25 protein-coding genes are annotated in these 19,691 nt (G+C 62.0%); 9 read left to right on the top strand and 16 right to left on the bottom strand.

Translation table 11 applies throughout. The annotated features are described in order from the left end of the window. Positions 1-4: 4 nt before the first annotated feature. The gene (locus CAG11_RS16415; protein ID WP_031321328.1) at positions 5-592 is read right to left on the bottom strand and encodes a PilZ domain-containing protein; all 588 of its coding nucleotides are present in this window, start codon (positions 590-592) and stop codon (positions 5-7) included. Positions 593-686: 94 nt separating this feature from the next. On the opposite strand from CAG11_RS16415, the gene CAG11_RS16410 reads away from it, so the two are divergent. From CAG11_RS16410 to CAG11_RS16400, 3 genes are all read left to right on the top strand, one after another. Next, positions 687-1,937, top strand: a complete 1,251-nt coding sequence (locus CAG11_RS16410) for a lipoprotein-releasing ABC transporter permease subunit (RefSeq protein ID WP_085597091.1) — start codon at positions 687-689, stop codon at positions 1,935-1,937. 7 nt (positions 1,938-1,944) lie between these two features. Beyond that, the gene (gene lolD, locus CAG11_RS16405; RefSeq protein ID WP_022643364.1) at positions 1,945-2,628 is read left to right on the top strand and encodes a lipoprotein-releasing ABC transporter ATP-binding protein LolD; all 684 of its coding nucleotides are present in this window, start codon (positions 1,945-1,947) and stop codon (positions 2,626-2,628) included. Positions 2,629-2,699: 71 nt separating this feature from the next. Continuing rightward, positions 2,700-3,944 (top strand): lipoprotein-releasing ABC transporter permease subunit, encoded by a 1,245-nt coding sequence (locus tag CAG11_RS16400; RefSeq protein ID WP_085597090.1) that lies wholly within the window; start codon positions 2,700-2,702, stop codon positions 3,942-3,944. Between the two features lie 36 nt (positions 3,945-3,980). On the opposite strand, the gene CAG11_RS16395 is transcribed toward CAG11_RS16400, so the two are convergent. Both CAG11_RS16395 and CAG11_RS16390 read right to left on the bottom strand, forming a co-directional pair. After that, on the bottom strand, positions 3,981-5,342 hold the full coding sequence (locus CAG11_RS16395) for a heavy metal sensor histidine kinase (RefSeq protein ID WP_085597089.1): 1,362 nt from the start codon (positions 5,340-5,342) through the stop codon (positions 3,981-3,983). Further along, positions 5,342-6,022 carry a heavy metal response regulator transcription factor gene (locus CAG11_RS16390; protein ID WP_085597088.1) on the bottom strand — a complete coding sequence of 227 codons (681 nt, stop codon included), beginning with the start codon at positions 6,020-6,022 and terminating at the stop codon, positions 5,342-5,344. Before CAG11_RS16390 ends, CAG11_RS16395 begins: the two co-directional genes overlap by 1 nt. 172 nt (positions 6,023-6,194) lie before the next feature. Here CAG11_RS16390 and CAG11_RS16385 point away from each other — a divergent pair, with 172 nt between their 5' ends. Together CAG11_RS16385 and queF are read left to right on the top strand one after the other, a co-directional pair. Beyond that, entirely contained in the window at positions 6,195-6,746 is a 552-nt protein-coding gene (locus CAG11_RS16385) for a plastocyanin/azurin family copper-binding protein (protein ID WP_371857943.1), read from the top strand. Between the two features lie 68 nt (positions 6,747-6,814). Further along, a complete protein-coding gene (queF, locus tag CAG11_RS16380; RefSeq protein WP_085597087.1) occupies positions 6,815-7,645 on the top strand; it encodes an NADPH-dependent 7-cyano-7-deazaguanine reductase QueF in 831 nt (276 codons plus the stop codon). Positions 7,646-7,703: 58 nt separating this feature from the next. Here the strand turns inward: queF and CAG11_RS16375 are convergent, their stop codons facing one another. Next, positions 7,704-7,967, bottom strand: coding sequence for a DUF4404 family protein (locus CAG11_RS16375; RefSeq protein ID WP_022643370.1), 264 nt, complete (start codon positions 7,965-7,967; stop codon positions 7,704-7,706). A gap of 124 nt (positions 7,968-8,091) precedes the next feature. Beyond that, positions 8,092-8,712, bottom strand: a complete 621-nt coding sequence (locus CAG11_RS16370; protein WP_085597086.1) for a phosphatase — start codon at positions 8,710-8,712, stop codon at positions 8,092-8,094. A gap of 191 nt (positions 8,713-8,903) precedes the next feature. Between CAG11_RS16370 and CAG11_RS16365 the strand changes: the two genes are divergently transcribed. Continuing rightward, positions 8,904-9,590, top strand: coding sequence for a VacJ family lipoprotein (locus tag CAG11_RS16365; RefSeq protein WP_085597085.1), 687 nt, complete (start codon positions 8,904-8,906; stop codon positions 9,588-9,590). Positions 9,591-9,669: 79 nt separating this feature from the next. Here the strand turns inward: CAG11_RS16365 and CAG11_RS16360 are convergent, their stop codons facing one another. Then, positions 9,670-9,969 (bottom strand): PilZ domain-containing protein, encoded by a 300-nt coding sequence (locus CAG11_RS16360; RefSeq protein ID WP_085597084.1) that lies wholly within the window; start codon positions 9,967-9,969, stop codon positions 9,670-9,672. Positions 9,970-10,242: 273 nt separating this feature from the next. On the opposite strand from CAG11_RS16360, the gene rssB reads away from it, so the two are divergent. Beyond that, positions 10,243-11,424, top strand: coding sequence for a two-component system response regulator RssB (gene rssB / locus CAG11_RS16355; protein WP_031321348.1), 1,182 nt, complete (start codon positions 10,243-10,245; stop codon positions 11,422-11,424). Further along, a complete protein-coding gene (rssC, locus tag CAG11_RS16350) occupies positions 11,424-11,906 on the top strand; it encodes an anti-sigma factor antagonist RssC (protein ID WP_022643406.1) in 483 nt (160 codons plus the stop codon). Before rssB ends, rssC begins: the two co-directional genes overlap by 1 nt. A gap of 75 nt (positions 11,907-11,981) precedes the next feature. On the opposite strand, the gene tal is transcribed toward rssC, so the two are convergent. Together tal and dusA are read right to left on the bottom strand one after the other, a co-directional pair. Continuing rightward, positions 11,982-12,908 (bottom strand): transaldolase, encoded by a 927-nt coding sequence (gene tal / locus CAG11_RS16345; protein ID WP_022643376.1) that lies wholly within the window; start codon positions 12,906-12,908, stop codon positions 11,982-11,984. Between the two features lie 178 nt (positions 12,909-13,086). After that, complete coding sequence (dusA, locus tag CAG11_RS16340) at positions 13,087-14,097, bottom strand: tRNA dihydrouridine(20/20a) synthase DusA (protein WP_085597083.1); 1,011 nt, start codon at positions 14,095-14,097, stop codon at positions 13,087-13,089. Positions 14,098-14,200: 103 nt separating this feature from the next. Here dusA and CAG11_RS16335 point away from each other — a divergent pair, with 103 nt between their 5' ends. Then, positions 14,201-15,352 carry a site-specific integrase gene (locus tag CAG11_RS16335; protein WP_085597082.1) on the top strand — a complete coding sequence of 384 codons (1,152 nt, stop codon included), beginning with the start codon at positions 14,201-14,203 and terminating at the stop codon, positions 15,350-15,352. On the opposite strand, the gene CAG11_RS16330 is transcribed toward CAG11_RS16335, so the two are convergent. The 8 genes from CAG11_RS16330 to CAG11_RS16295 form a co-directional block, all read right to left on the bottom strand. Next, entirely contained in the window at positions 15,327-15,602 is a 276-nt protein-coding gene (locus tag CAG11_RS16330; protein WP_085597081.1) for a pyocin activator PrtN family protein, read from the bottom strand. The genes CAG11_RS16335 and CAG11_RS16330 overlap by 26 nt on opposite strands. Next, positions 15,599-16,225: a hypothetical protein gene (locus CAG11_RS16325; protein WP_085597080.1), complete on the bottom strand. Its 627-nt coding sequence runs from the start codon at positions 16,223-16,225 to the stop codon at positions 15,599-15,601. Before CAG11_RS16325 ends, CAG11_RS16330 begins: the two co-directional genes overlap by 4 nt. 14 nt (positions 16,226-16,239) lie before the next feature. After that, positions 16,240-16,491, bottom strand: a complete 252-nt coding sequence (locus CAG11_RS16320; protein ID WP_085597079.1) for a hypothetical protein — start codon at positions 16,489-16,491, stop codon at positions 16,240-16,242. Beyond that, entirely contained in the window at positions 16,488-18,287 is a 1,800-nt protein-coding gene (locus CAG11_RS16315) for a DNA cytosine methyltransferase (protein ID WP_085597078.1), read from the bottom strand. The genes CAG11_RS16320 and CAG11_RS16315 overlap by 4 nt, the downstream gene beginning before the upstream one ends. Then, positions 18,280-18,738 (bottom strand): DUF2528 family protein, encoded by a 459-nt coding sequence (locus tag CAG11_RS16310; protein WP_085597077.1) that lies wholly within the window; start codon positions 18,736-18,738, stop codon positions 18,280-18,282. Before CAG11_RS16310 ends, CAG11_RS16315 begins: the two co-directional genes overlap by 8 nt. A 62-nt stretch (positions 18,739-18,800) precedes the next feature. Further along, positions 18,801-19,004 carry a hypothetical protein gene (locus tag CAG11_RS16305; protein ID WP_053157186.1) on the bottom strand — a complete coding sequence of 68 codons (204 nt, stop codon included), beginning with the start codon at positions 19,002-19,004 and terminating at the stop codon, positions 18,801-18,803. Between the two features lie 2 nt (positions 19,005-19,006). Further along, positions 19,007-19,270 carry a hypothetical protein gene (locus tag CAG11_RS16300; RefSeq protein ID WP_085597076.1) on the bottom strand — a complete coding sequence of 88 codons (264 nt, stop codon included), beginning with the start codon at positions 19,268-19,270 and terminating at the stop codon, positions 19,007-19,009. A 69-nt stretch (positions 19,271-19,339) separates the two neighbouring features. After that, positions 19,340-19,636 carry a hypothetical protein gene (locus CAG11_RS16295; RefSeq protein ID WP_053149910.1) on the bottom strand — a complete coding sequence of 99 codons (297 nt, stop codon included), beginning with the start codon at positions 19,634-19,636 and terminating at the stop codon, positions 19,340-19,342. Positions 19,637-19,691: the final 55 nt, after the last annotated feature.

Genomic DNA, 19,691 nt, shown 5'->3' with positions numbered 1-19,691 from the left:
GGGGTCAGCCGGCGGCAGGGTCGTTCTGTTCCCGGGCCTGGCGGCGTTGCTGGGCCTGTTTCTGCAGGATGTAGCGGGCCAGCAGCTGGCGCTGGGAGTCGGTCAAGGCTTCGAACTCGGTGCCGATCTCGAAGGTGCCGAAACCCTGGGGTTCGCAGTGGGTGACCTTGGCCCGCAGCAGCAGGCCCAGGGCCTGGGGCATCAACAGCAGCTTCACCGCCAGCTGGCTGCCGGTGGGATAGCACTGGTGATGGCTGAACTCGATGCCGCCTTCGGAGAGGATCACCCGCTGGGGTTCGCCGAACTTGCCCAGCACGGTCTGGGCCACCACCTGGCCGAGCAGGTCGATGCGCTTGTTCATGGCCTTGAGGTAGCTGGCCAGGGTGCGATCGCGCTCGCTGACCTGGCGTAGCAGGTGCTGGGATTCGAATTCGCTCAGGTGCAATTCGCTGAGCAGATTGAACAGCACGGACTCATCCTGCAACACTTCCTTGCTCGCCGCATCGTGGGCGGACAAGGGGCTAATTTCCAGTGCGATCGTGTCCTCGATACGGTAGTATTCGCGGCGATCTTCTTCATCTAATGTCGACATGGCGAACCCATGGTAGAGGCGGTGGTCTGAGTGTAAAGCTGCTTACCAGGCCTCGCCACAAGGACGTCTTCTTTTCCTCCGAACAAGCCCCGACATGTTCAGACCTCTGTTTGCTTTCATCGGCACGCGTTATACCCGTGCAAAGCGTCGCAACCATTTCGTGTCATTCATTTCCCTGACTTCGATGATCGGTCTCGCCCTCGGCGTGATCGTGATGATCGTGGTGTTGTCGGTGATGAATGGCTTCGACCATGAGATGCGCACCCGCGTGCTGGGCATGGTGCCCCACGCCACCATCGAATCCGGTGAGCCCATCAGTGACTGGCAGGGCCTGGCCGCCAAGGTCAAGGCCAATCCCCAGGTACTGGCGGTGGCGCCCTTCACCCAGATGCAGGGCCTGTTGACCAACAACGGCCAGGTGCAGAAGGTGTTGCTCAACGCCATCGACCCGGCCCAGGAGCGGCAGGTCTCGATCATCGACCACTTCATGCAACAGGGACAGCTGGATGCCCTGGCGCCCGGCAGTTTCGGCATCGTCATCGGTGACAAGGCCGCCAACAAGCTGGGCGTCGGCCTGGGCGACAAGCTGACATTCGTCGCCCCTGAGGTCTCGGTGACCCCGGCAGGCATGTTCCCGCGCATGAAGCGCTTCACCGTGGTGGGTATCTTCCACGTTGGCGCCGGCGAGATCGATGGCTACCTGGGCCTGACCAACCTCCAGGACCTGGGCCGCCTGCACCGCTGGAAGCCAGACCAGGTCCAGGGCTTGCGGTTGAAGTTCGACGACCTGTTCCAGGCACCGCGCACGGCCTGGCAGATCGCCCAGGAGCTGGGCGAGAACCATTTCTACGCCCGTGACTGGACCCGCACCCATGGCAACCTGTACCAGGCCATCCGCATGGAAAAAGCCATGATCGGCCTGCTGTTGTTGCTGATCGTCGCGGTCGCCGCCTTCAACATCATCTCCACCCTGGTGATGGTGGTGAACGACAAGAAGGGCGACATCGCCATCCTGCGTACCCTGGGTGCCACGCCGGCGACCATCATGGCGATCTTCATGGTCCAGGGTACGGTGATCGGCGTGGTCGGCACCCTGATCGGCGCCGTGCTGGGCATGCTCGCGGCACTGAATGTCAGCGCTGCGATCGCCGGCCTCGAGCGCCTGATCGGACACAAGTTCCTCAATGCCGACGTGTACTTCATCGACTACCTGCCGTCCCAACTGATGGGCGAGGACGTGTTGATGGTCTGCGGTGCGGCATTGGTCCTGAGTTTCCTCGCCACCCTGTATCCTGCCTGGCGTGCGGCGCGCACCCAGCCTGCGGAGGCGCTACGTTATGAGTGAGTTGGGCATGAGTGAAAAAGCAATCCTGAGCTGCCGCGACCTGGGCAAGTCCTATGAGGAAGGTCCGGAGTCGGTGGTGGTCCTGTCCGGCCTGCAACTGGAACTGCATCCGGGCGAGCGGGTAGCCATCGTCGGCAGCTCCGGTTCCGGTAAAAGTACCTTGCTCAACCTGCTGGGCGGCCTGGATACCCCTTCCAAGGGCAGCGTCTGGCTGGCCGGCGAGGAGCTCTCGGCCCTGGGGGAAAAGGCCCGTGGCCAGCTGCGCAACCGCGCCCTGGGGTTCGTCTATCAGTTCCACCACCTGCTGCCGGAATTCACCGCCCTGGAGAACGTCTGCATGCCGCTGCTGATCGGTCGTACACCGATCCCGGAAGCCCGCCAGCGGGCCACGGCGCTGCTGGAGCGGGTCGGCCTGGCCCATCGTCTGGAACACAAGCCCGCCGAGCTGTCCGGTGGTGAGCGCCAGCGCGTGGCCATCGCCCGCGCCCTGGTGAACAAGCCGGGGCTGGTGATGCTCGATGAGCCCACCGGCAACCTCGATTCCCATACCGCCCAGGGCATCCAGGACCTGATGCTGGAGCTCAGCACCTCGATGCGCACCGCCTTTTTGGTGGTGACCCACGACATGAACCTGGCCCGGCAGATGGATCGCGTATTGCACCTGCAAGAAGGTCACCTGGTCGCGATCTGACGCGACCGCACGCGGCGTCGGCGGCTCGTCGGCCGGCGCCGGGTCATTAATCTTTCCAGGGTGCCTTGCCCATGTTCCGACCCTTATCGATCTTTATCGGCACGCGCTACACCCGCGCCAAGCGGCGTAACCGCTTCGTTTCCTTCATTTCCATGACCTCGATGATCGGCCTTGCCCTGGGTGTGCTGGCGATGATCGTGGTGCTTTCGGTAATGAACGGCTTCCAGCGGGAAATGAGCTCGCGGATCCTCGGCATGGTGCCCCATGCCACCATCGTCGGGGTCAAGCCCATCGACGACTGGCAGCCGGTAGCCGCCGCAGCCTTGAGCAATCCGCAAGTCACCGCGGCGGTACCGTTCACCGAAATGGAGGGCATGCTGTCCTACAAGGGGGCGATGCAGCCGATCCAGATCAGCGGCATCGACCCGGCCCAGGAGGGTAAGGTCTCCATCGTCGCCCAGCACATCGTCCAGGGCAGCCTGCAGGACTTGAAGCCTGGCGAGTTCGGAGTGGTGGTCGGCGAGATCACGGCCCGGCGGTTTCGCCTGAATGTCGGCGACAAGCTGACCCTGATCGTGCCGGAAGTCAGCACGGCGCCCGGTGGTATCACCCCGCGCATGCAGCGCCTGACGGTGGTGGGAGTGTTCAGGGTCGGTGCCGAGCTCGACGGTTCCATGGGCCTGATCCACGTGGCCGATGCCGCCCAGATGCAGCACTGGCAGCCCAACCAGGTGCAGAGCGTGCGCCTGGCGGTCAAGGACCTGTATGCCGCGCCGCAGGTCTCGGCGAGCATTGCCAAGGACCTGGGGGCGGACTTCAGGGCCGATGACTGGACCCACACCCAAGGCAGCCTGTTCAGCGCGATGAAGATGGAAAAGACCATGATCGGCCTGCTCCTGCTGATGATTGTCGCGGTGGCGGCCTTCAACATCATCGCCACCCTGATCATGGTGGTGAACGACAAGGGCGCGGATATCGCGATCTTGCGCACCATCGGCGCCACTCCGCGGCAGATCATGGCGATCTTCATGGTCCAGGGGACGGTGATCGGCATCGTCGGCACCCTGATCGGCGGCGTGCTGGGCGTCCTGGCGGCGCTCAACGTGAGCGAGCTGGTGGGCTGGCTCGAACGCATCAGCGGCCAGCAGATCTTCAGCTCTGACGTGTACTTCGTCAGCAACCTGCCTTCGGAACTGCAGGGCGGCGATGTGGCACTGATCTGCAGCGCCGGGTTCATCCTGAGCTTCCTGGCGACGGTCTATCCCGCCTGGCGCGCCTCCAAGGTCGAACCGGCCCAGGCGCTGCGCTACTCCTGAGCCCAGGGCCCCTGTGCTGCGTCAGTGGCGCGGGGCTCAGGCTTGCTTGGGCAACTCGATCACGAAGCGGGTCCAGCCCGGGCCGGATTCGCAATGGATCTGTCCGCCATGGGCGCGGACTATCGACTGGGTGATGGCCAGCCCCAGCCCCGCATGTTCGCTGCTACCTTCACGGCGCGCCGGATCGGCCCGGTAGAACCGGTCGAACAGGTGTGGCAGCACTTCCTTGGCGATACCTTCGCCGCTGTTCTCGATGCTCAGTGACAAGTCCTTGGGGCGGTCGCTGATCTGCACCTGCACCGTGCCGGCAGCGGGAGTGAAGCGCAGTGCGTTGTCCAGCAGGTTGGACAGCGCCCGGCGCAGCATGCTGCGGTCCCCGGAGATCCGGGCGCTGCCTTCACGAGCGAGCTGCACTTGCGCGTCCTCGGCCAGGGGGCCGTAGAACTCCAGCAGCATGTCGGTCTCCTGGGCCAGGTCGAGCATTTCCCGTCGGGGGGCCAGCAGGCCATGGTCGGCCTTGGCCAGGTACAGCATGTCGTTGACCAACTGCGCCATCCATTGCAGTTCCTCGAGATTGCTGTGCAGGGCTTCGCGGTAGTCCTCGATGGGCCTGGGGCGGGTCAGGGTGACCTGGGTATGGGTCAGCAGGTTGGACAGCGGCGTGCGCAGTTCATGGGCGATGTCGGCGGAGAAGGCCGAGAGCCGCTGGAACGACTCATCGAGGCGACCGAGCATGGCGTTGAAGCTGCCGGCCAGTTCTGCCAATTCGGCGGGCATCTGCTCCGCCGGCAGGCGTTGGGTCAGGGAGTTGGCGCAGATGCCGGCCGCCACGCTGCCCATGCTGCGCAATGGGCGCAGGCCGCTCCGGGCCGCCCAGGCGCCGAGCAGGGCGGTGGCCAATGCCGACAGGCCTACGGTGAGCCAGATCAAGTGCTGCATGCGCTGCAGGAAGTGCTGGTGATGGGTAATGTCCAGCAGCAAGGTCAGCCGTGGCGAGTCCGCCTGGCCGGGCACCAGCGCTGCGTTGTAGACCCGGTAGGCGGTTCCGGCCAGGTCCAGGCTGTGCAGTCCCGGAGTGGCGGGTAGCGGGGCGGGCAGGGCTGGCAAGGTATCGAACCAGGCCTGGCCATCGGCGGCGCCCACGCGCAGGGCCAGGTCCGGCTGGTGCTGCAGCTCATCTTGTAGTCGTGGCTGGTGGCGGGGAAAGTCCGCCGCCGTGGTGACGTCCTGCAAGGCGCTGCGCAGGGCGATCAGCTTGCCCTCCAGCAGTTGCTGGTCCAGTTCGACGAAGTGCGCCTGGCTCGCCCGGTTGAAGAGTATTCCGGCCAGCAACGAGACCACGGCGGTGCAGGCGGCGAACAGCAGCGCCAGGCGCCCGCTCAAGGACAGGCGGCGCATCAGGCCAGGCGCTCTTCGAGCACATACCCCATGCCGCGCACGGTATGGATCAGCTTGTTGGGATAGTCGTCATCGATCTTCAGGCGCAGGCGGCGGATCGCCACTTCAATGACGTTGGTGTCGCTGTCGAAGTTCATGTCCCAGACCTGGGACGCGATCAGCGACTTGGGCAAGACCTCGCCCTGGCGTCGCAGGAGCATCTCCAGCAGGGCGAACTCCTTGGCGGTCAGGTCGATGCGCTGGCTGCCACGCTCCACTCGGCGACGGATGAGGTCCAGGCGCAAGTCGGCCAGTTGCAGGCTGGTTTCCTGGGCCGCGCTGCCGCCCCGGCGCAGCAGGCTGCGAACCCGTGCCAGCAGCTCGGAGAAGGCGAAGGGCTTGACCAGGTAGTCGTCGGCGCCCAGTTCCAGGCCATGTACCCGGTCTTCCACCGCGTCGCGGGCGGTGAGGAACAGTACTGGCATCTCCAGCCCGGCCCCCCGCACTGCCTGCAGGATCTGCCAGCCGCTGCGGCCGGGGAGCATCACATCGAGGATCAGCAGCGCGTAGTCGCCGGTCAGCGCCAGGTGCTGGCCGGTATTGCCGTCCGCCACCAGTTCGGTATTGAAGCCGGCTTCGCTCAGGCCCTGGCGCAGGTAGTGGCCGGTCTTGGGTTGGTCTTCGACGATCAATAACTTCATGGCGGGACTCTTGGCATATGGAACCGGGGCTTTATACCTTGCAGGGGCGCTGCGCAGGTGAAGCTGACAAAGTTGTAATCTACTTGTCAGCTGGCTGGCAGCGGTCCGGTCCTAGAGTGTGGCACAGGCTCAATTCTGTTCTTGTCGGGGTTTGATGATGAATCTGCAAAAGTTGTTGTTGCAAAGCCGTTCCGTGCTCGGTGCCTGCCTGATGCTGGTGGCAGCACCGCTCTGGGCGTCGCCGGCCACGTCCTATGATTTCGGCCAGCCGGCCGCGGCGGCCAAGGCCACGCGCAGTGTCGAGGTGGTGATGGGGGACATGACCTTCAACCCCAAGGCGCTGGAGGTCAAACCCGGTGAAACGGTGCGTTTCGTGTTGATCAACAAGGGCCAGCTGTTGCATGAATTCAACCTGGGGGACGCGGCGATGCATGCCCGGCACCAGCAGGAAATGCTGCAGATGCAACAGAGCGGCATGCTGACCCCCACCGGCATGAAGGCCATGGAGCACGGTTCGATGGATCATGCTTCGATGGGGCACGGCTCCATGCCCGGGATGGCCCAGGGCATGCAACACGACGATCCCAATAGCGTGCTGGTGGAGCCGGGCAAGCAGGCCGAGCTGACCTGGACCTTCAGCAAAAGCGCCAGCCTGGAGTTCGCCTGCAATATCCCCGGGCACTACCAGGCCGGGATGGTCGGCAAGCTGACGGTCAGTCCATAGGCGGCCGGGGCTCAAAGGCGGGAGCAAAGGCTGTTAGAATCCGCTGATTCTTCAGTCAGGTTTCCGCCATGCATTCCGCAGCCGAACATTCGCCGCTGGGCAAGTCCAGTGAATACATCTCCACCTACACGCCATCGTTGCTGTTCCCCATCCCTCGGGCGGCGAAATGGGCCGAGCTGGGCTTGAGCGCCGAGACCCTGCCCTACCAGGGCGTGGACTTCTGGAACTGCTTCGAGCTGTCCTGGTTGCTGCCTTCGGGCAAGCCGGTGGTGGCCATCGGCGAGTTCAGCATTCCTGCCGACTCGCCGAACATCATCGAGTCCAAGTCCTTCAAGCTTTACCTCAACTCGCTGAACCAGACGCCGTTCGCCGATCGGGCCACGCTCGAAGCGACCTTGCGCAAGGACCTTTCGGCCGCTGCGGGCAAGCCTGTGACGGTGCATGTCCGCAGTCTTGGGGAAGTCGAGGCGCAAGGCCTGGTGGCGCTGCCGGGCGTGTGCATCGACGATCTGGATATCAGCGTCGACAGCTACGAGCACCCGCGTCCCGAATTGCTGCGCTGCGACAGCTCGCAGGTGGTGGAGGAGAGCTTGCACAGCCATCTGCTCAAATCCAACTGCCCGGTGACTAGCCAGCCGGACTGGGGCAGCGTGGTGGTGCAATACCGTGGTGCGGCCTTGGACCATGCCAGCCTGCTGGCCTACCTGGTGAGCTTCCGCCAGCACTCGGACTTCCATGAGCAGTGCGTGGAGCGGATCTTCCTCGACCTGCAGCGCCTGCTCAAGCCGGAGAAGCTCACTGTCTACGCGCGCTACGTGCGCCGCGGCGGGTTGGATATCAACCCTTACCGCAGTACCGAAACGGCGGACTTCGCCAATCACCGGTTGGTGCGCCAATAAATCAAAGCCCCGCTGTGATGGCGGGGCTTTGCATTTGGGCGCGTGCATTGAAGGTAGATCAGATGCCGATGTTGCCCAGGGTCTGGACGATGTTGCGCAAGGTTCCGGCGATGGCCGGGTGCTCCAGTTCGAAGCGCTCGACGGCCAGGTTTACGCCATCGGCGAGGCTGGTGTCGTGGGTGCTGTTCTCCAGCTGCAACTGCAGTTCGATCTGCTGCATCAGTTCTTGCAGGTTCTCGCGTTCGGCCGGCGACAGCGGCGGGTTCTGTTCCAATTGCTCGCGCAGGGTATCGAGTTGTTGTTGCAGTTCGCGGGCAGGCATGGCGTTCTCCCTTCAGTGATAGGCAGAGGGATGGACCGCGTGCCTGAGGCAAAGGTCCATGCCCACGGGATTTAGATTAATCCACCCGCAACCGCCGTGCATGATCTTGATCAACAGGCGTATTTCAGGGTTTTTCGCCCTTGAGCCTTCGCAGCCCGATGTCCTCCAGGCAGGTGGCCAGCTCACCCAGGTGGTCGATCACCGAGTGCACTCCCAGGCCGAACAATTGCACCGTCGCCTTGCCGCGCTTGAGTTCGCGCTCCTGCTGGCTCAGGGCCTGCCACTCGCTGGGAGGCAGGCCGCACAGGGAACCGCAGGACGCGAGGCCGATGGTCCACAGGCCGGCATTCAGCCCCGACTGCAACAAATGCGGTTCGCCACTGACCAGCACGCAACCGTCCAGGCCCTTGACCTTGAGTGCCATCAAGGCCTGCCAGCAAGCGTCGGGAGCGGGCCAGGGGATTGTGGTTGCCGGAGCCGGCTCGATCCATTCCGGCAGCGCAGCGGCCAATTGGCGAGTGCTGGTGTCGGGCAGCTGTTCCAACCAGGCACAGGGTATGCCCTGTCGTTCCAGGTACTGCAGGCTTTCCAGGGCGCCGGGTGTGGCCTGGAGTCGTTCCGGGGTGGGTTGCCATGCCGTTTGCAGGCGTGACAAGGCACCGAAGTCCACCAGGCAGCCACTGAGCCCGAAAAGCACCGCGGTCAGGGGGCGGAAGGGTTGGGCTGGGGTGTCGAGGTGGGGCATGGCGGCGTCCTTGAAATGCCTTCCGAAACTAGCGGCAGAACATGACATCAAGGTTACAGCCAGGTGAATACCCAGCCGATTCGTTCGTGTGGCTTGCGTCGATGCTGCCTAAAGCGGCGCATCCGTTTTATACTCCGGGCCTAACCTCAGGGCATGACCCCATGAGAGAACAAGCCGAGGAGTTTCCTGCGATGCGCTGGAGCCGTTATCTAGTTCCACTATTTATGAGTGCCGGCGTGACGCTGGCTCCCCTGGCCGTCCAGGCGGCGGAGGAGGATCCGTGGGAAGGCGTCAACCGCCCGATCTTCACCTTCAACGATACCTTGGACACCTATGCGCTGAAGCCATTGGCCCAAGGCTACCAGGCGGTCACGCCGCAATTCCTGGAAGACGGCATCCACAACATGTTCCGCAACGTCGGTGACTTCGGCAACCTGTTCAACGACATCCTGCAGGCCAAGCCCCATGCCGCCGGTGTCGATACCGCGCGCCTGCTGATGAACACCACCCTGGGCCTGGCCGGCTTCTTCGATGTCGGCACCAAGATGGGCTTGCAACGCAACGATGAAGACTTTGGCCAGACCCTGGGTCACTGGGGCGTGGAGAGCGGTCCCTACGTGATGCTGCCGTTGCTGGGGCCGAGCACCCTGCGTGATGCGCCGGCCAAGTTCGTCGACAGCTACACCGCGCCTTATCGCTACATCAATGATGTTCCGGCGCGCAACATCGCCATGGGCGTGAACGTGGTCGATACCCGTGCCAGCCTGCTGGCGGCGGACAAGCTGATCCGCGGCGACAAATACACCTTCATTCGCAATGCTTATCTGCAGAACCGCGAGTTCAAGGTCAAGGATGGCAAGGTCGAAGACGATTTCTAGTCTTTGGAGGGTCTTGCGTTAATGAAAAGGCGGCCATCAGGCCGCCTTTTTCATTGGTTTGTTTTCATTGCAGGAAGGGTTAGTTCATTTTAAGGATTGTAAGGCCAAGTTTCTGCCCGCCACCGTCCAGAGGCTTGATCCACACCACCTCGGTATCCGCTTCCAGTCCCCGGAGCGCCGTGTGCTCGGAATCGATGCGCACACTCAATTGATCGCCGATCTGGAACGAGCGCGGTGCCTGGACTTGCATGCCGCCGCTGGAAAGGTCGATGCAGACCGCTTCGATCACCTGTCCCTGGTGGATCAGCGTGATCTCGGCATCTACCCGCATGCGGATGTAATCGCGCTTTTCGCTATAGTCACGCTGATTCTGATTCATGGGGTCCATCCTGCAATTGAGTTGCGGTTTTGACGGTTTTTATAACTCTCGGTGATTTGTGGTGTAAAGACGCCAAGCGACCATCGGCATGAGCTTGAAACGCCCCGCGGATGGGAGTACCGTCTGCGCCTTAGAAGGGCACCTCTGACGGTCGGGCGTGCAGGATTCAAGATCCTGGCCTTGTCGGAGTGGCTAGAAAGCGAATCCAGTAGCGTGCCTCAGGCCCATGGCCAAGTCAGCTACGCCAACCCAATTCTGGCGCCGTTTGCCCACATGCAAAAAACCAGTGCCACGCTGCTGATAATCGATGACGACGAAGTAGTACGCGCGAGTCTCGCGGCCTATTTGGAAGACAGTGGCTTCAGCGTACTGCAGGCTGCCAATGGCCAGCAGGGTCTTCAGGTATTCGAGCGCGATAAACCCGACCTGGTGATCTGCGATCTGCGCATGCCGCAGATGGGCGGCCTCGAACTCATCCGTCAAGTGACCGAACTGTCGTCGCAAACCCCCGTGATCGTGGTTTCAGGCGCTGGCGTGATGAACGATGCGGTGGAGGCCCTGCGCCTGGGCGCGGCGGACTACCTGATCAAGCCCCTGGAAGACCTGGCGGTACTCGAGCATTCCGTGCGTCGGGCCCTGGATCGTGCCCGCCTGCTGCTGGAGAACCAGCGCTACCGGGAAAAGCTCGAAGCGGCCAATCGTGAGCTGGAAGCCAGCCTGAACCTGCTCCAGGAAGACCAGAACGCCGGGCGCCAGGTGCAGATGAACATGCTGCCTACCAGCCCCTGGTCGATCGATGCCTTCAACTTCGCCCATCAGATCATCCCGTCGCTCTACCTGTCGGGGGATTTTGTCGACTATTTCCGCGTGGACGAGCGCCGAGTGGCGTTCTACCTGGCGGATGTCTCCGGTCATGGTGCGTCTTCGGCCTTCGTCACCGTACTGTTGAAGTTCATGACCACGCGCCTGTTGTTCGAGTCCAAGCGCAACGGCACCTTGCCGGAGTTCAAGCCGTCGCAGGTGCTGGGCCATATCAACCGGGGCCTGATCAGTTGTAAGCTGGGTAAACACGTCACTATGGTCGGTGGAGTCATCGACGAGGAGACTGGTTTGCTGACCTATAGCATTGGCGGGCACCTGCCGTTGCCGGTGTTGTATACACCAGACAGCGTGCGCTATCTGGAAGGGCGCGGTCTGCCGGTAGGTCTGTTCGACGAAGCGACCTATGAGGACCACATCCTGGAGTTGCCGCCGGTATTCAGCCTGTCGCTGATGTCCGATGGCATCCTGGACCTTTTGACCGAGCCTACACTCAAAGAGAAAGAAGCGGCCTTGCCTGAACGGGTGAAGGCTGCGGGCGGCAGCCTGGATGGCCTGCGGCAAGTTTTTGGATTGGCCACGCTAGGGGAGATGCCGGATGATATCGCCCTGTTAGTGTTGAGCAGGAACCTTTGATGAGTACCGGTAGAATCCAGTTCGCCGAGCAGGACGGCACCTTTGTCCTGAAATTCGTCGGTGAAGTGCGCCTGACCCTGTGTTCGGCGTTGGATGCGACTATTGAGCGGATCTTCACGGCGCTGAACTTCTCGGCGATCGTGATCGACCTGACGGAAACCCGCAGCATCGACAGCACCACCCTGGGCCTGCTGGCCAAGTTGTCGATCCTTTCGCGGCAGAAGGTCGGCCTGTTGCCCACCGTCGTCACCACCCACGAGGACATCACCCGGCTACTGCAGTCCATGGGATTCGATCAGGTGTTCAACATCGTCGATCGCCCGGTGCCTTGTCCGGAGTGCCTGACCGACCTGCCGTCCCAGGACCAGTCGGAAGAAGTGGTGCGGGTCAAGGTGCTGGAGGCGCACAAGATCCTCATGGGGCTGAACGATTCCAACCGTGAAGCCTTTCATGACCTGGTGAATGCCCTGGAGCGTCACTGAGCGCTTGAAACCGGTCGATAAAAAAGGGCGAACCTGTGAGGGTTCGCCCTTTTTGCGTTCATGCCTTTCGTTCACTCAGAGCTTGGCAGTCAGCAGCGCCTCGAGCTTCTCCTGGTCACGGGCGAACTGGCGAATGCCTTCGGCCAGTTTTTCGGTGGCCATGGCGTCTTCATTGGATGCCCAGCGGAACTGCGCTTCGTTGAGGCTCTGGCGAGCTTCACCGGTCTTGCCCGGGCTCAGCTTGCGCTCCAGCTTGCCGGTGTCGGCTGCCAGTTTCTCGATCAGGTCCGGGCTGATGGTCAGGCGATCGCAGCCTGCCAGTTGCTCGATCTGGTTGAGGTTACGGAAGCTGGCGCCCATGACCACGGTCTTGTAATCGTTGGCCTTGTAGTAGTTGTAGATACGGGTTACCGACTGCACGCCGGGATCGTCGGAGCTGGTGTAGTCATTGCCGGTGGCCTTCTTGTACCAGTCGTAGATCCGGCCCACGAATGGCGAGATCAGGAAAACCCCGGCATCGGCGCAAGCTACTGCCTGGGCGAAGGAGAACAGCAGTGTCAGGTTGGTCTGGATGCCTTCGCGCTCCAGCTTCTCGGCGGCCCGGATGCCTTCCCAGGTGGAAGCGATCTTGATCAGCACTCGATCGCGACCTACGCCGGCTTTCTCGTACAGGTCGATCAGGCGATGGGCTCGCTTGAGCATGGCATCGGTATCGAAAGACAGGCGGGCGTCGACCTCGGTGGAGATTCGGCCCGGGATCACCTTGAGGATCTCCTGGCCCACGGCAACGCCAAAACGGTCGCTGGCCAGGCCGACATCACCCTTGCAGTCGCTGACGCTGGCGCCGAGCAGGTCGGCATAACCGGGAATGGCCGCGGCCTTGAGCAGCAGCGAGGGGTTGGTGGTGGCATCCACCGGCTTGACCCGGGCGATGGCGTCGAAGTCGCCGGTGTCGGCCACCACGGTGGTGATTTTCTTCAGTTGTTCCAGCTTGGAAGTCATGAGCGTGCTCTGTCCTATGGGTCTGATGACATTACCCGAGCGCTGGCAGGCGCTCAAGGGCGCGGAATGCTTGCAATGGCCCCGAAAACCATGACCTGGAAACAGGTGTTTGAATGTCGGGGCATGGTCCAGATAAATACGATGCCAAAACCCGGGTCAGGTTCAACCCGGCTGACGCCTAGCGTCCTTCCAGCAATTGGCCGGCCTGGTCCAGCAGCGCCAGCGGATCCTTGCTCTTGTGGATATCCACCGACAACAGCTGGCGGAACTTGCGAGCCCCGGGAAAGCCGCTTCCCAGGCCCAGCACATGGCGAGTGATGTGGTGCATGGCGCCACCGCTGGCCAGGTGTTCGGCAATGTAGGGACGTAATTGCGCCAGGGCCTCGGCCCGGGAAATCACCGGCGCGCTGCTGTTGAACAGTTGCTGATCCACCTCCGCCAGCAGATAGGGATTGTGGTAGGCCTCGCGGCCCAGCATCACCCCATCGAAGGCCTGCAGATGTTCATGACAGGCCTCCAGGGTCTTGATCCCGCCATTGAGGATGATCTCGAGCTGCGGGAAGTCCGCCTTCAATTGGGCTGCCACTTCGTAGCGCAACGGCGGGATCTCGCGGTTCTCTTTGGGCGACAGGCCTTCAAGGATCGCGATCCGGGCATGTACGGTAAAGCTCGTACAGCCGGCCTCATGCACCTGCCCAACGAAATCGCACAGTTCTGCATAGCTGTCCCGGCCGTTGATACCGATCCGATGCTTGACCGTCACCGGAATCGACACCGCGTCGCGCATCGCCTTTACGCAGTCGGCCACCAGCGCCGGATGAGCCATCAGGCAAGCGCCGATCATGTTGTTCTGCACGCGGTCGCTGGGACAACCGACGTTGAGGTTGACCTCATCGTAGCCATGCTCCTGGGCCATCCGCGAGCAGGCGGCGAGGTCCGCCGGAGTGCTGCCGCCCAACTGCAGCGCCAGCGGGTGTTCGGACTGGTGATAACGCAGGAAACGCTCATGATCGCCGTTGAGCAAGGCCCCCGTTGTGACCATCTCGGTATAGAGCAGGGTGTGCTTGGACAGCAGCCGCAAAAAATACCGGCAGTGCCGGTCCGTCCAATCCATCATCGGTGCAACGCTAAACCGCCGGGACAGCGTAGGGCTTGAGTTTACTGGGGTTGTAGCTGAATTCTGGACCATTTTGCTCTACGTGTTTAAGGCGTGTTTTGGGGCGTTTTCAGGCGTTTTTTAAGGCTCGGTGGTACGATGTACCACCCAAAAACTGACGCGTACCACTTTCCATATGGCGACTATCAGGGCAAGAAAACTGGCAGATGGGAGCGTGAGCTACACGGCTCAGATCCGCATCAAGCGCGACGGAGTGCAAGTTTACCAAGAGAGCCAGACCTTCGCCCGAAAACAGGCCGCCCAGGCCTGGGCGCGTAAGCGCGAGTCGGAGCTCGATGAACCTGGCGCGATCGAGCGGGCAAGCCGCAAAGGCGCCACGCTCAAAGAGATGACCGATCGCTACCTGGTAGAGGTCGAGAAAGCCCGGCCATTGGGCAAGACCAAGCGCGCGACACTCAATGCCATCGGTGAGACGTACCTCGGCGGCCTGACCGACACGGACATCAATACCCAGTGCTTGGTCGATTTCGCTCTTTGGCGGATGAGTAAGGAGGGTGGTGGGGTTCAACCACAAACCGCCGGCAATGACCTGGCGCACCTCGGCGCTGTCCTGGCAATTGCCAAGGATGCGTGGGGGTACCAAGTGGACCCGCTCGCCATGGGCGGCGCCCGGCGCGTACTACGCAAGCTGGGCTACAACCTGAAAAGCCGTGAGCGCGATCGCCGGCCGACATTGGACGAGTTGGGAAGGGTGTTGACGCATTACCAAGACATGCAGGAGAGGCGCCCAACTGTCATCAATATGCTGAAAGTCGTGGGCTTTGCTCTGTTCTCTACGCGCCGGCTGGATGAAATAACCCGTATTCGCTGGGCGGATGTCGACGAGCATGGTCAGCGGGTACTGGTGCGCGACATGAAGAACCCAGGGCAGAAGATCGGCAACGATGTCTGGTGTTACCTGCCGGACGAAGCGTGGCAGATTCTCCAGACGATGCCAAAGGCCGGCGACGACATTTTCCCCTACAGCCCTGAATCTATCTCCACTTCTTGGACCAAAGCCTGCAAGTTCTTGAACATCGAAGATCTGCACTTCCATGACCTTCGCCACGAAGGCATCAGCCGTCTGTTCGAAATGGACTGGGATATCCCGCGTGTGGCGAGCGTTTCAGGGCATAGGGATTGGAACTCGATGAGGCGCTATACCCACCTGCGGGGGAAAGGTGATCGTTACATAGGGTGGGAGTGGCACGAGAAGATATTGAGGGCGCCCGTCCAACTGGGCGCCGCATCAATGAAGTGGCTCAGTAGGCGGGTTTTAACCCGTTGAGCTGGTTGTGCTCTTTAACCGCGGCCGCGCGCTGTAGATCTAGGTAAGCCGCTAGGTCGGTGAGGTGGATGCCCTTGGCGGACTTCTGGCTCGGCTCTAGGCGGGTGATGGGCAGTTTGATCTGACCACTCATCACTTTGCGCTGGAACATTTCCGGCGTTAGGTGCGTGAAGTAATCCCGGCACACCAGTTCCAGCGAGATAATCGCCTGGCCGTCGTATTGGGCCATCAGGATAAAAGCTGTGTTCATGGTGCATTCCTCGCACCACAGTTCGGGCAGTCGTCGAATCGCTGTCGCTCGCTGAGAAAACGCCCGCATCCTTCGCAATTAGTGAGACTGCGGTAGCTCCTGGTGGTCTGGTACTTCACCTTTGGCAGCTTGAGGCCCACCGCGCGTAGGGCTTGCTTGTGATCAAGCAGCGAGGCCCGAACGACTGGGCGGGATCGCTCAGCAATGTAGCCGCACGGCCACAGTTCGCAACCCCGCGATAGGTAGCCAGCGGCATCTGTTGCACCTGGATGGATCGCTTCTTCCAGGTTGGCGGTAGGACCTTTGCCGCCGAGCCAGACCAGGTCGTTGCCGTCCCACTCGCGTGCATGGGCCACATACACGCGGCCATCCTCATTGCGGCAGGCCTCGGCTTCGGATTTGCTGAGGTACTGAGAATCGACGCCGACCTCTGCTCGAGCGCGGATGTAGTCCACTGGCCAGGGGAGATCGCTCTCGCGACTCTCGAACTGCCCGACAGCGTGCTCACGGGTGAACTGCTCAGCCTCGTTCAAGTTAGATGTATAGCCGCCCCCCGCGCGCCAGAACATTGCCCGGGTACCCACGTTGCTGCGGCTGTCCTGTAGATAGAAATGCTCAGACATTGTGGTCCTCCTGTTCAGAGCTGGAACGACTGGCGGTGCAGTGGTGGTTGGGATTGCTCGGCCGCATCGACGTCACCGGCCGCCTGGATGTCGCAGACGAAATAGTTCAGCTTTCGGTTCTTGCCGGTGAGGTCTGCGGTGAGCTGGCGCGCGGTGGCGCCACATTGTTGGTATGAGTCAGGCCCCATCCAGCGCTGGACCGGGAACACCTGGCAATCGGTGCGAGCCGCGCTGGTGCAGAGGTAGAGCAACAAGAATACGTTCATAGGGCCTCCTGCTGTGCAACGCTCAGCGCGATCGCTACGGGCTGAACCCAGACCGGCATGCTGTTGAGCATGAACGTCTCGCCGGCCTCGGCCAGGAGGAGGGTGGTGCCCATTACCTGGGCGATAGCTTCGGCCGCTGCTGGTGGAACTGCGTTACCGATCCTTTCTCGCCAGGCCTGGTCGCTCAGACCGTCCAGCTCAAGCCATTCCTCGGGCTCGACCAGACTCTGCAGAGCGGCCAGCTCCAGGGTGGTGAAGGGACGGTGCCAGGTGCCGTCGAGGCTTTCGATTACACAGGTGAGCTTTTCATTGGGCTCCGGCATGCGTGGATCTGCGACGGACCAACGGCCGTTGTCCTGGCGGGCACTCGCCGAAACAGCTCCGGCCTGGCCGCTCCAGTCGACAACCCCGTAATGGCCACCGGCGAAGTAGGCGTCGCCTTTGTCGCGCTTCATTCCCGGGCGAGGGTCAGCGATCGACAGTGCCCCGCTGACCACCTGTTGCGAACCAGTAACAGTTCCAGCCGTCTTGTCCCAAGGGCAGACCCCAAGCTTTCTGGTGCTCGCGCCGGCGTGCCAGTTGACGTAGCGAGGATCTTGCACGGCGAAAGCGCTCTGGCCGGTGGTGCTGCCAGCGATTACTGTGGTGCTGGGGCGCTCCCACGGTGTTACCAGGTACTTGCCAAAGCTACCTTGGGGCTGACGCGGGTCAGCAACGCTGAACGTCCCTTGCCCGGGTGACTTGACGCCAATCACCGCACCGCTGGTTTCATCCCAGCGCCGCACGCCGTACTGCTGGTATTGCTGCGCGCCCTCCCTGGCCCGTGGGTCTGCCACGGAGAACGCGCCATTGGTTGGCCGGCTCCGGCCGGCGACAACACCCATTGAGTCGTCCCACTTGTTCACCCCCAGATAGCCGCCGTAAGCCTCGGGCACTATCACGAAGTCGCGCAGATACCCGTCCTCGATGGCCAGGTCATTCAGGCTGCGCCAGTCCTTGCCAGCCTGGACCAGTGCCAGGCGCACCCAGGTTTTCCAGTGCAGTGACGGCACGCGGTGCATTGGGCCCGCGGCCTCGATATCGCCGGCCATCGGCATGCGGCCGAGGATCGATCCCACCGACTTGAGCGTCTTTTTCTCAGGCTCGTACAGGAAAGGCGGAACCTTTTCGATATGACGGGCCATCAGCAGGAACCGCTTGCGGCTCTGGGCCAGCCCGCCGATGACGCCGCAGTCGTGAGTGGTTTCAGCCGAGGCGTAGCCGTAGTGGCTCAGCAGCTTGTTGATCTGGTCCAGCAGGTGCCGGCCGCGGGTAGCGAGCCGTGGCACGTTTTCGAAGGCGATCAACGGCACCGGATCATCTGGCCAGGCCTCGCCCATCAGCCAGATGCAGCGCAGCGTCAGCTCGTTCAATGCCTGGTATTTCGGGGTGCGGCTCATTTTTTCGGACAGTAGGCCAGATGCGCCTTTGCAGGGGCTGGAAATGAAGATCGCATCGGGTCGCTGATACCCGGCCGCCCGACGAATGTCCTCCGCCGTGGCCTCGCGCCACCCTGGTGGTGGCTCTTTTCCGTGGAAGCGAACGTATTGATCCCGTGTGAACAGATCCAGCTGTGTGCCCGGGACGCCGGCGAGACGTTCGAAATCGCGCAAACCCACCGGGTCAACGTCGACGCCCCCGATGCACTGCCAGGTGCCCAGCATGTTGCCGACCACGGACCTGGCCCGGTTGAAACCCTTGGCACCGCCGCCGAGGCCGCAGCAGAAGTGAAAGTGCTTGAAGATGCGATTAAGCATGCTGCACCTCCTTCAACTCGACGCTATAGAAGTTGATGGACGCAACTTCTGCCGCTACGCAGCGAATGCCACACCAACCAAAAGGACTGCCGTCAGATCCGCCCCAGCCGTCCGCCTCATGAACATCAGCCGACCAGATCAGGCCAGGATGCGGGTCACCATCTGGGGACTCGTAATCAGGGCTGAAGTCGGTTCCACCCCCTTGGCTCATGTCGCTGATGATCCAGCTGCCGAAAAGGCGCACGGCGGCGCGGACTGGGTTCCCTTCTTCGGATTCGGCGTAGCTCCCTAAACAGCTCCAGAAGTTGCAGATCTCGGTAGCCCGCTCGGGTGTAAGCTTGTTGAGGTCAACTTCGAGCAGGACGTTATTGCCCCCGAACGTTTCCTCCACACGGTAAAGCGCGATATTGCTGGCTTGGGGCACGGTGGCCGCAGGTTGGATGGTTTGCATGGTGCTTCTCCTTTGGGGCAATGGGGGAGTTGCAGCTCCCCGTTAAACGCCCGTTTTCCAGTTCAGCGCGCGAAACGCCGCGGCTTGTTCTGCTTGGCTGCGGCCTGTTCGGCCATGAATGCTGCCCACTCCGCTGTTTTGCGCTGTTGGCGGGTCTTGCTGCAGCGTTGGTGGGTGCGGGTGGATCTGGCTTTGCCGCAGATGTCACAGCGGCTCGGCAGGTCCAGACGATGGCTTGCCATCGCCGGGCGGGAGCGTTCGGCCATGTTCAGCGCCCTCCGCTCAACATGCGGGTGAGCGCGTTCGGTTGACCGTCTGGTGTCAGCTTGTCGAGAGGTTGGGTGATGCAACGGCCGTTGGCTGCGCGCAAGGTCGCAACATTGCCGTTGATCTCGACGATAACGCCTTTGCGCGCGCTGAAACGGTAGCTGCGACCGCCGCCGCTGATGGTGACGTAGCTCACCTTGTCGCCGACAGCGAGTGGGGTTGTGGTAGCCTCTGCGGTACCGCCTTGGGGTTGATTCACTTGCATGGTGCTTCTCCTTTGGGGTGGTCGGTGCCGAGGGATTGCAGTCCCTCGGCACCACTCTTTCGGAACAATTCAGCCGGCGATGCGAACCAGGAAAATTTCCAGGTCCTTCAAACCATCGTTCTCGTCGTGAGCTGTCTGCCACTTCAATACTTCGTCGATTTGCTGGCGGGTGCAGTCATCCACGAGCAATGTGCGTTCTCCGCGCTCAATCCTGACTTCCATGATCGAAAGCAGCCCCTCTTGGGCGTATGCATCCGCGTGGATGATGCTGGTGGGCTTTCCTTGCGCGTTTCGCTGCTCCTCGATCTGCCTTAGTTGGCGGGTCTTTCCCGTTTCCCTGGCGCCTTTGATGACCTTGATATGCATGGTGCTTCTCCTTTGGGGGGGGCAGGCGTTGCAGCGCCTGGGCGGGTGGGTCAGC

Source organism: Pseudomonas sp. B6(2017) (assembly GCF_002112765.1).
In the GTDB taxonomy this organism is placed as follows: domain Bacteria; phylum Pseudomonadota; class Gammaproteobacteria; order Pseudomonadales; family Pseudomonadaceae; genus Aquipseudomonas; species Aquipseudomonas piscis.
The sequence above is the reverse complement of the archived record's forward strand: the minus strand, read 5'-3'. Positions and strand labels throughout refer to the sequence as shown.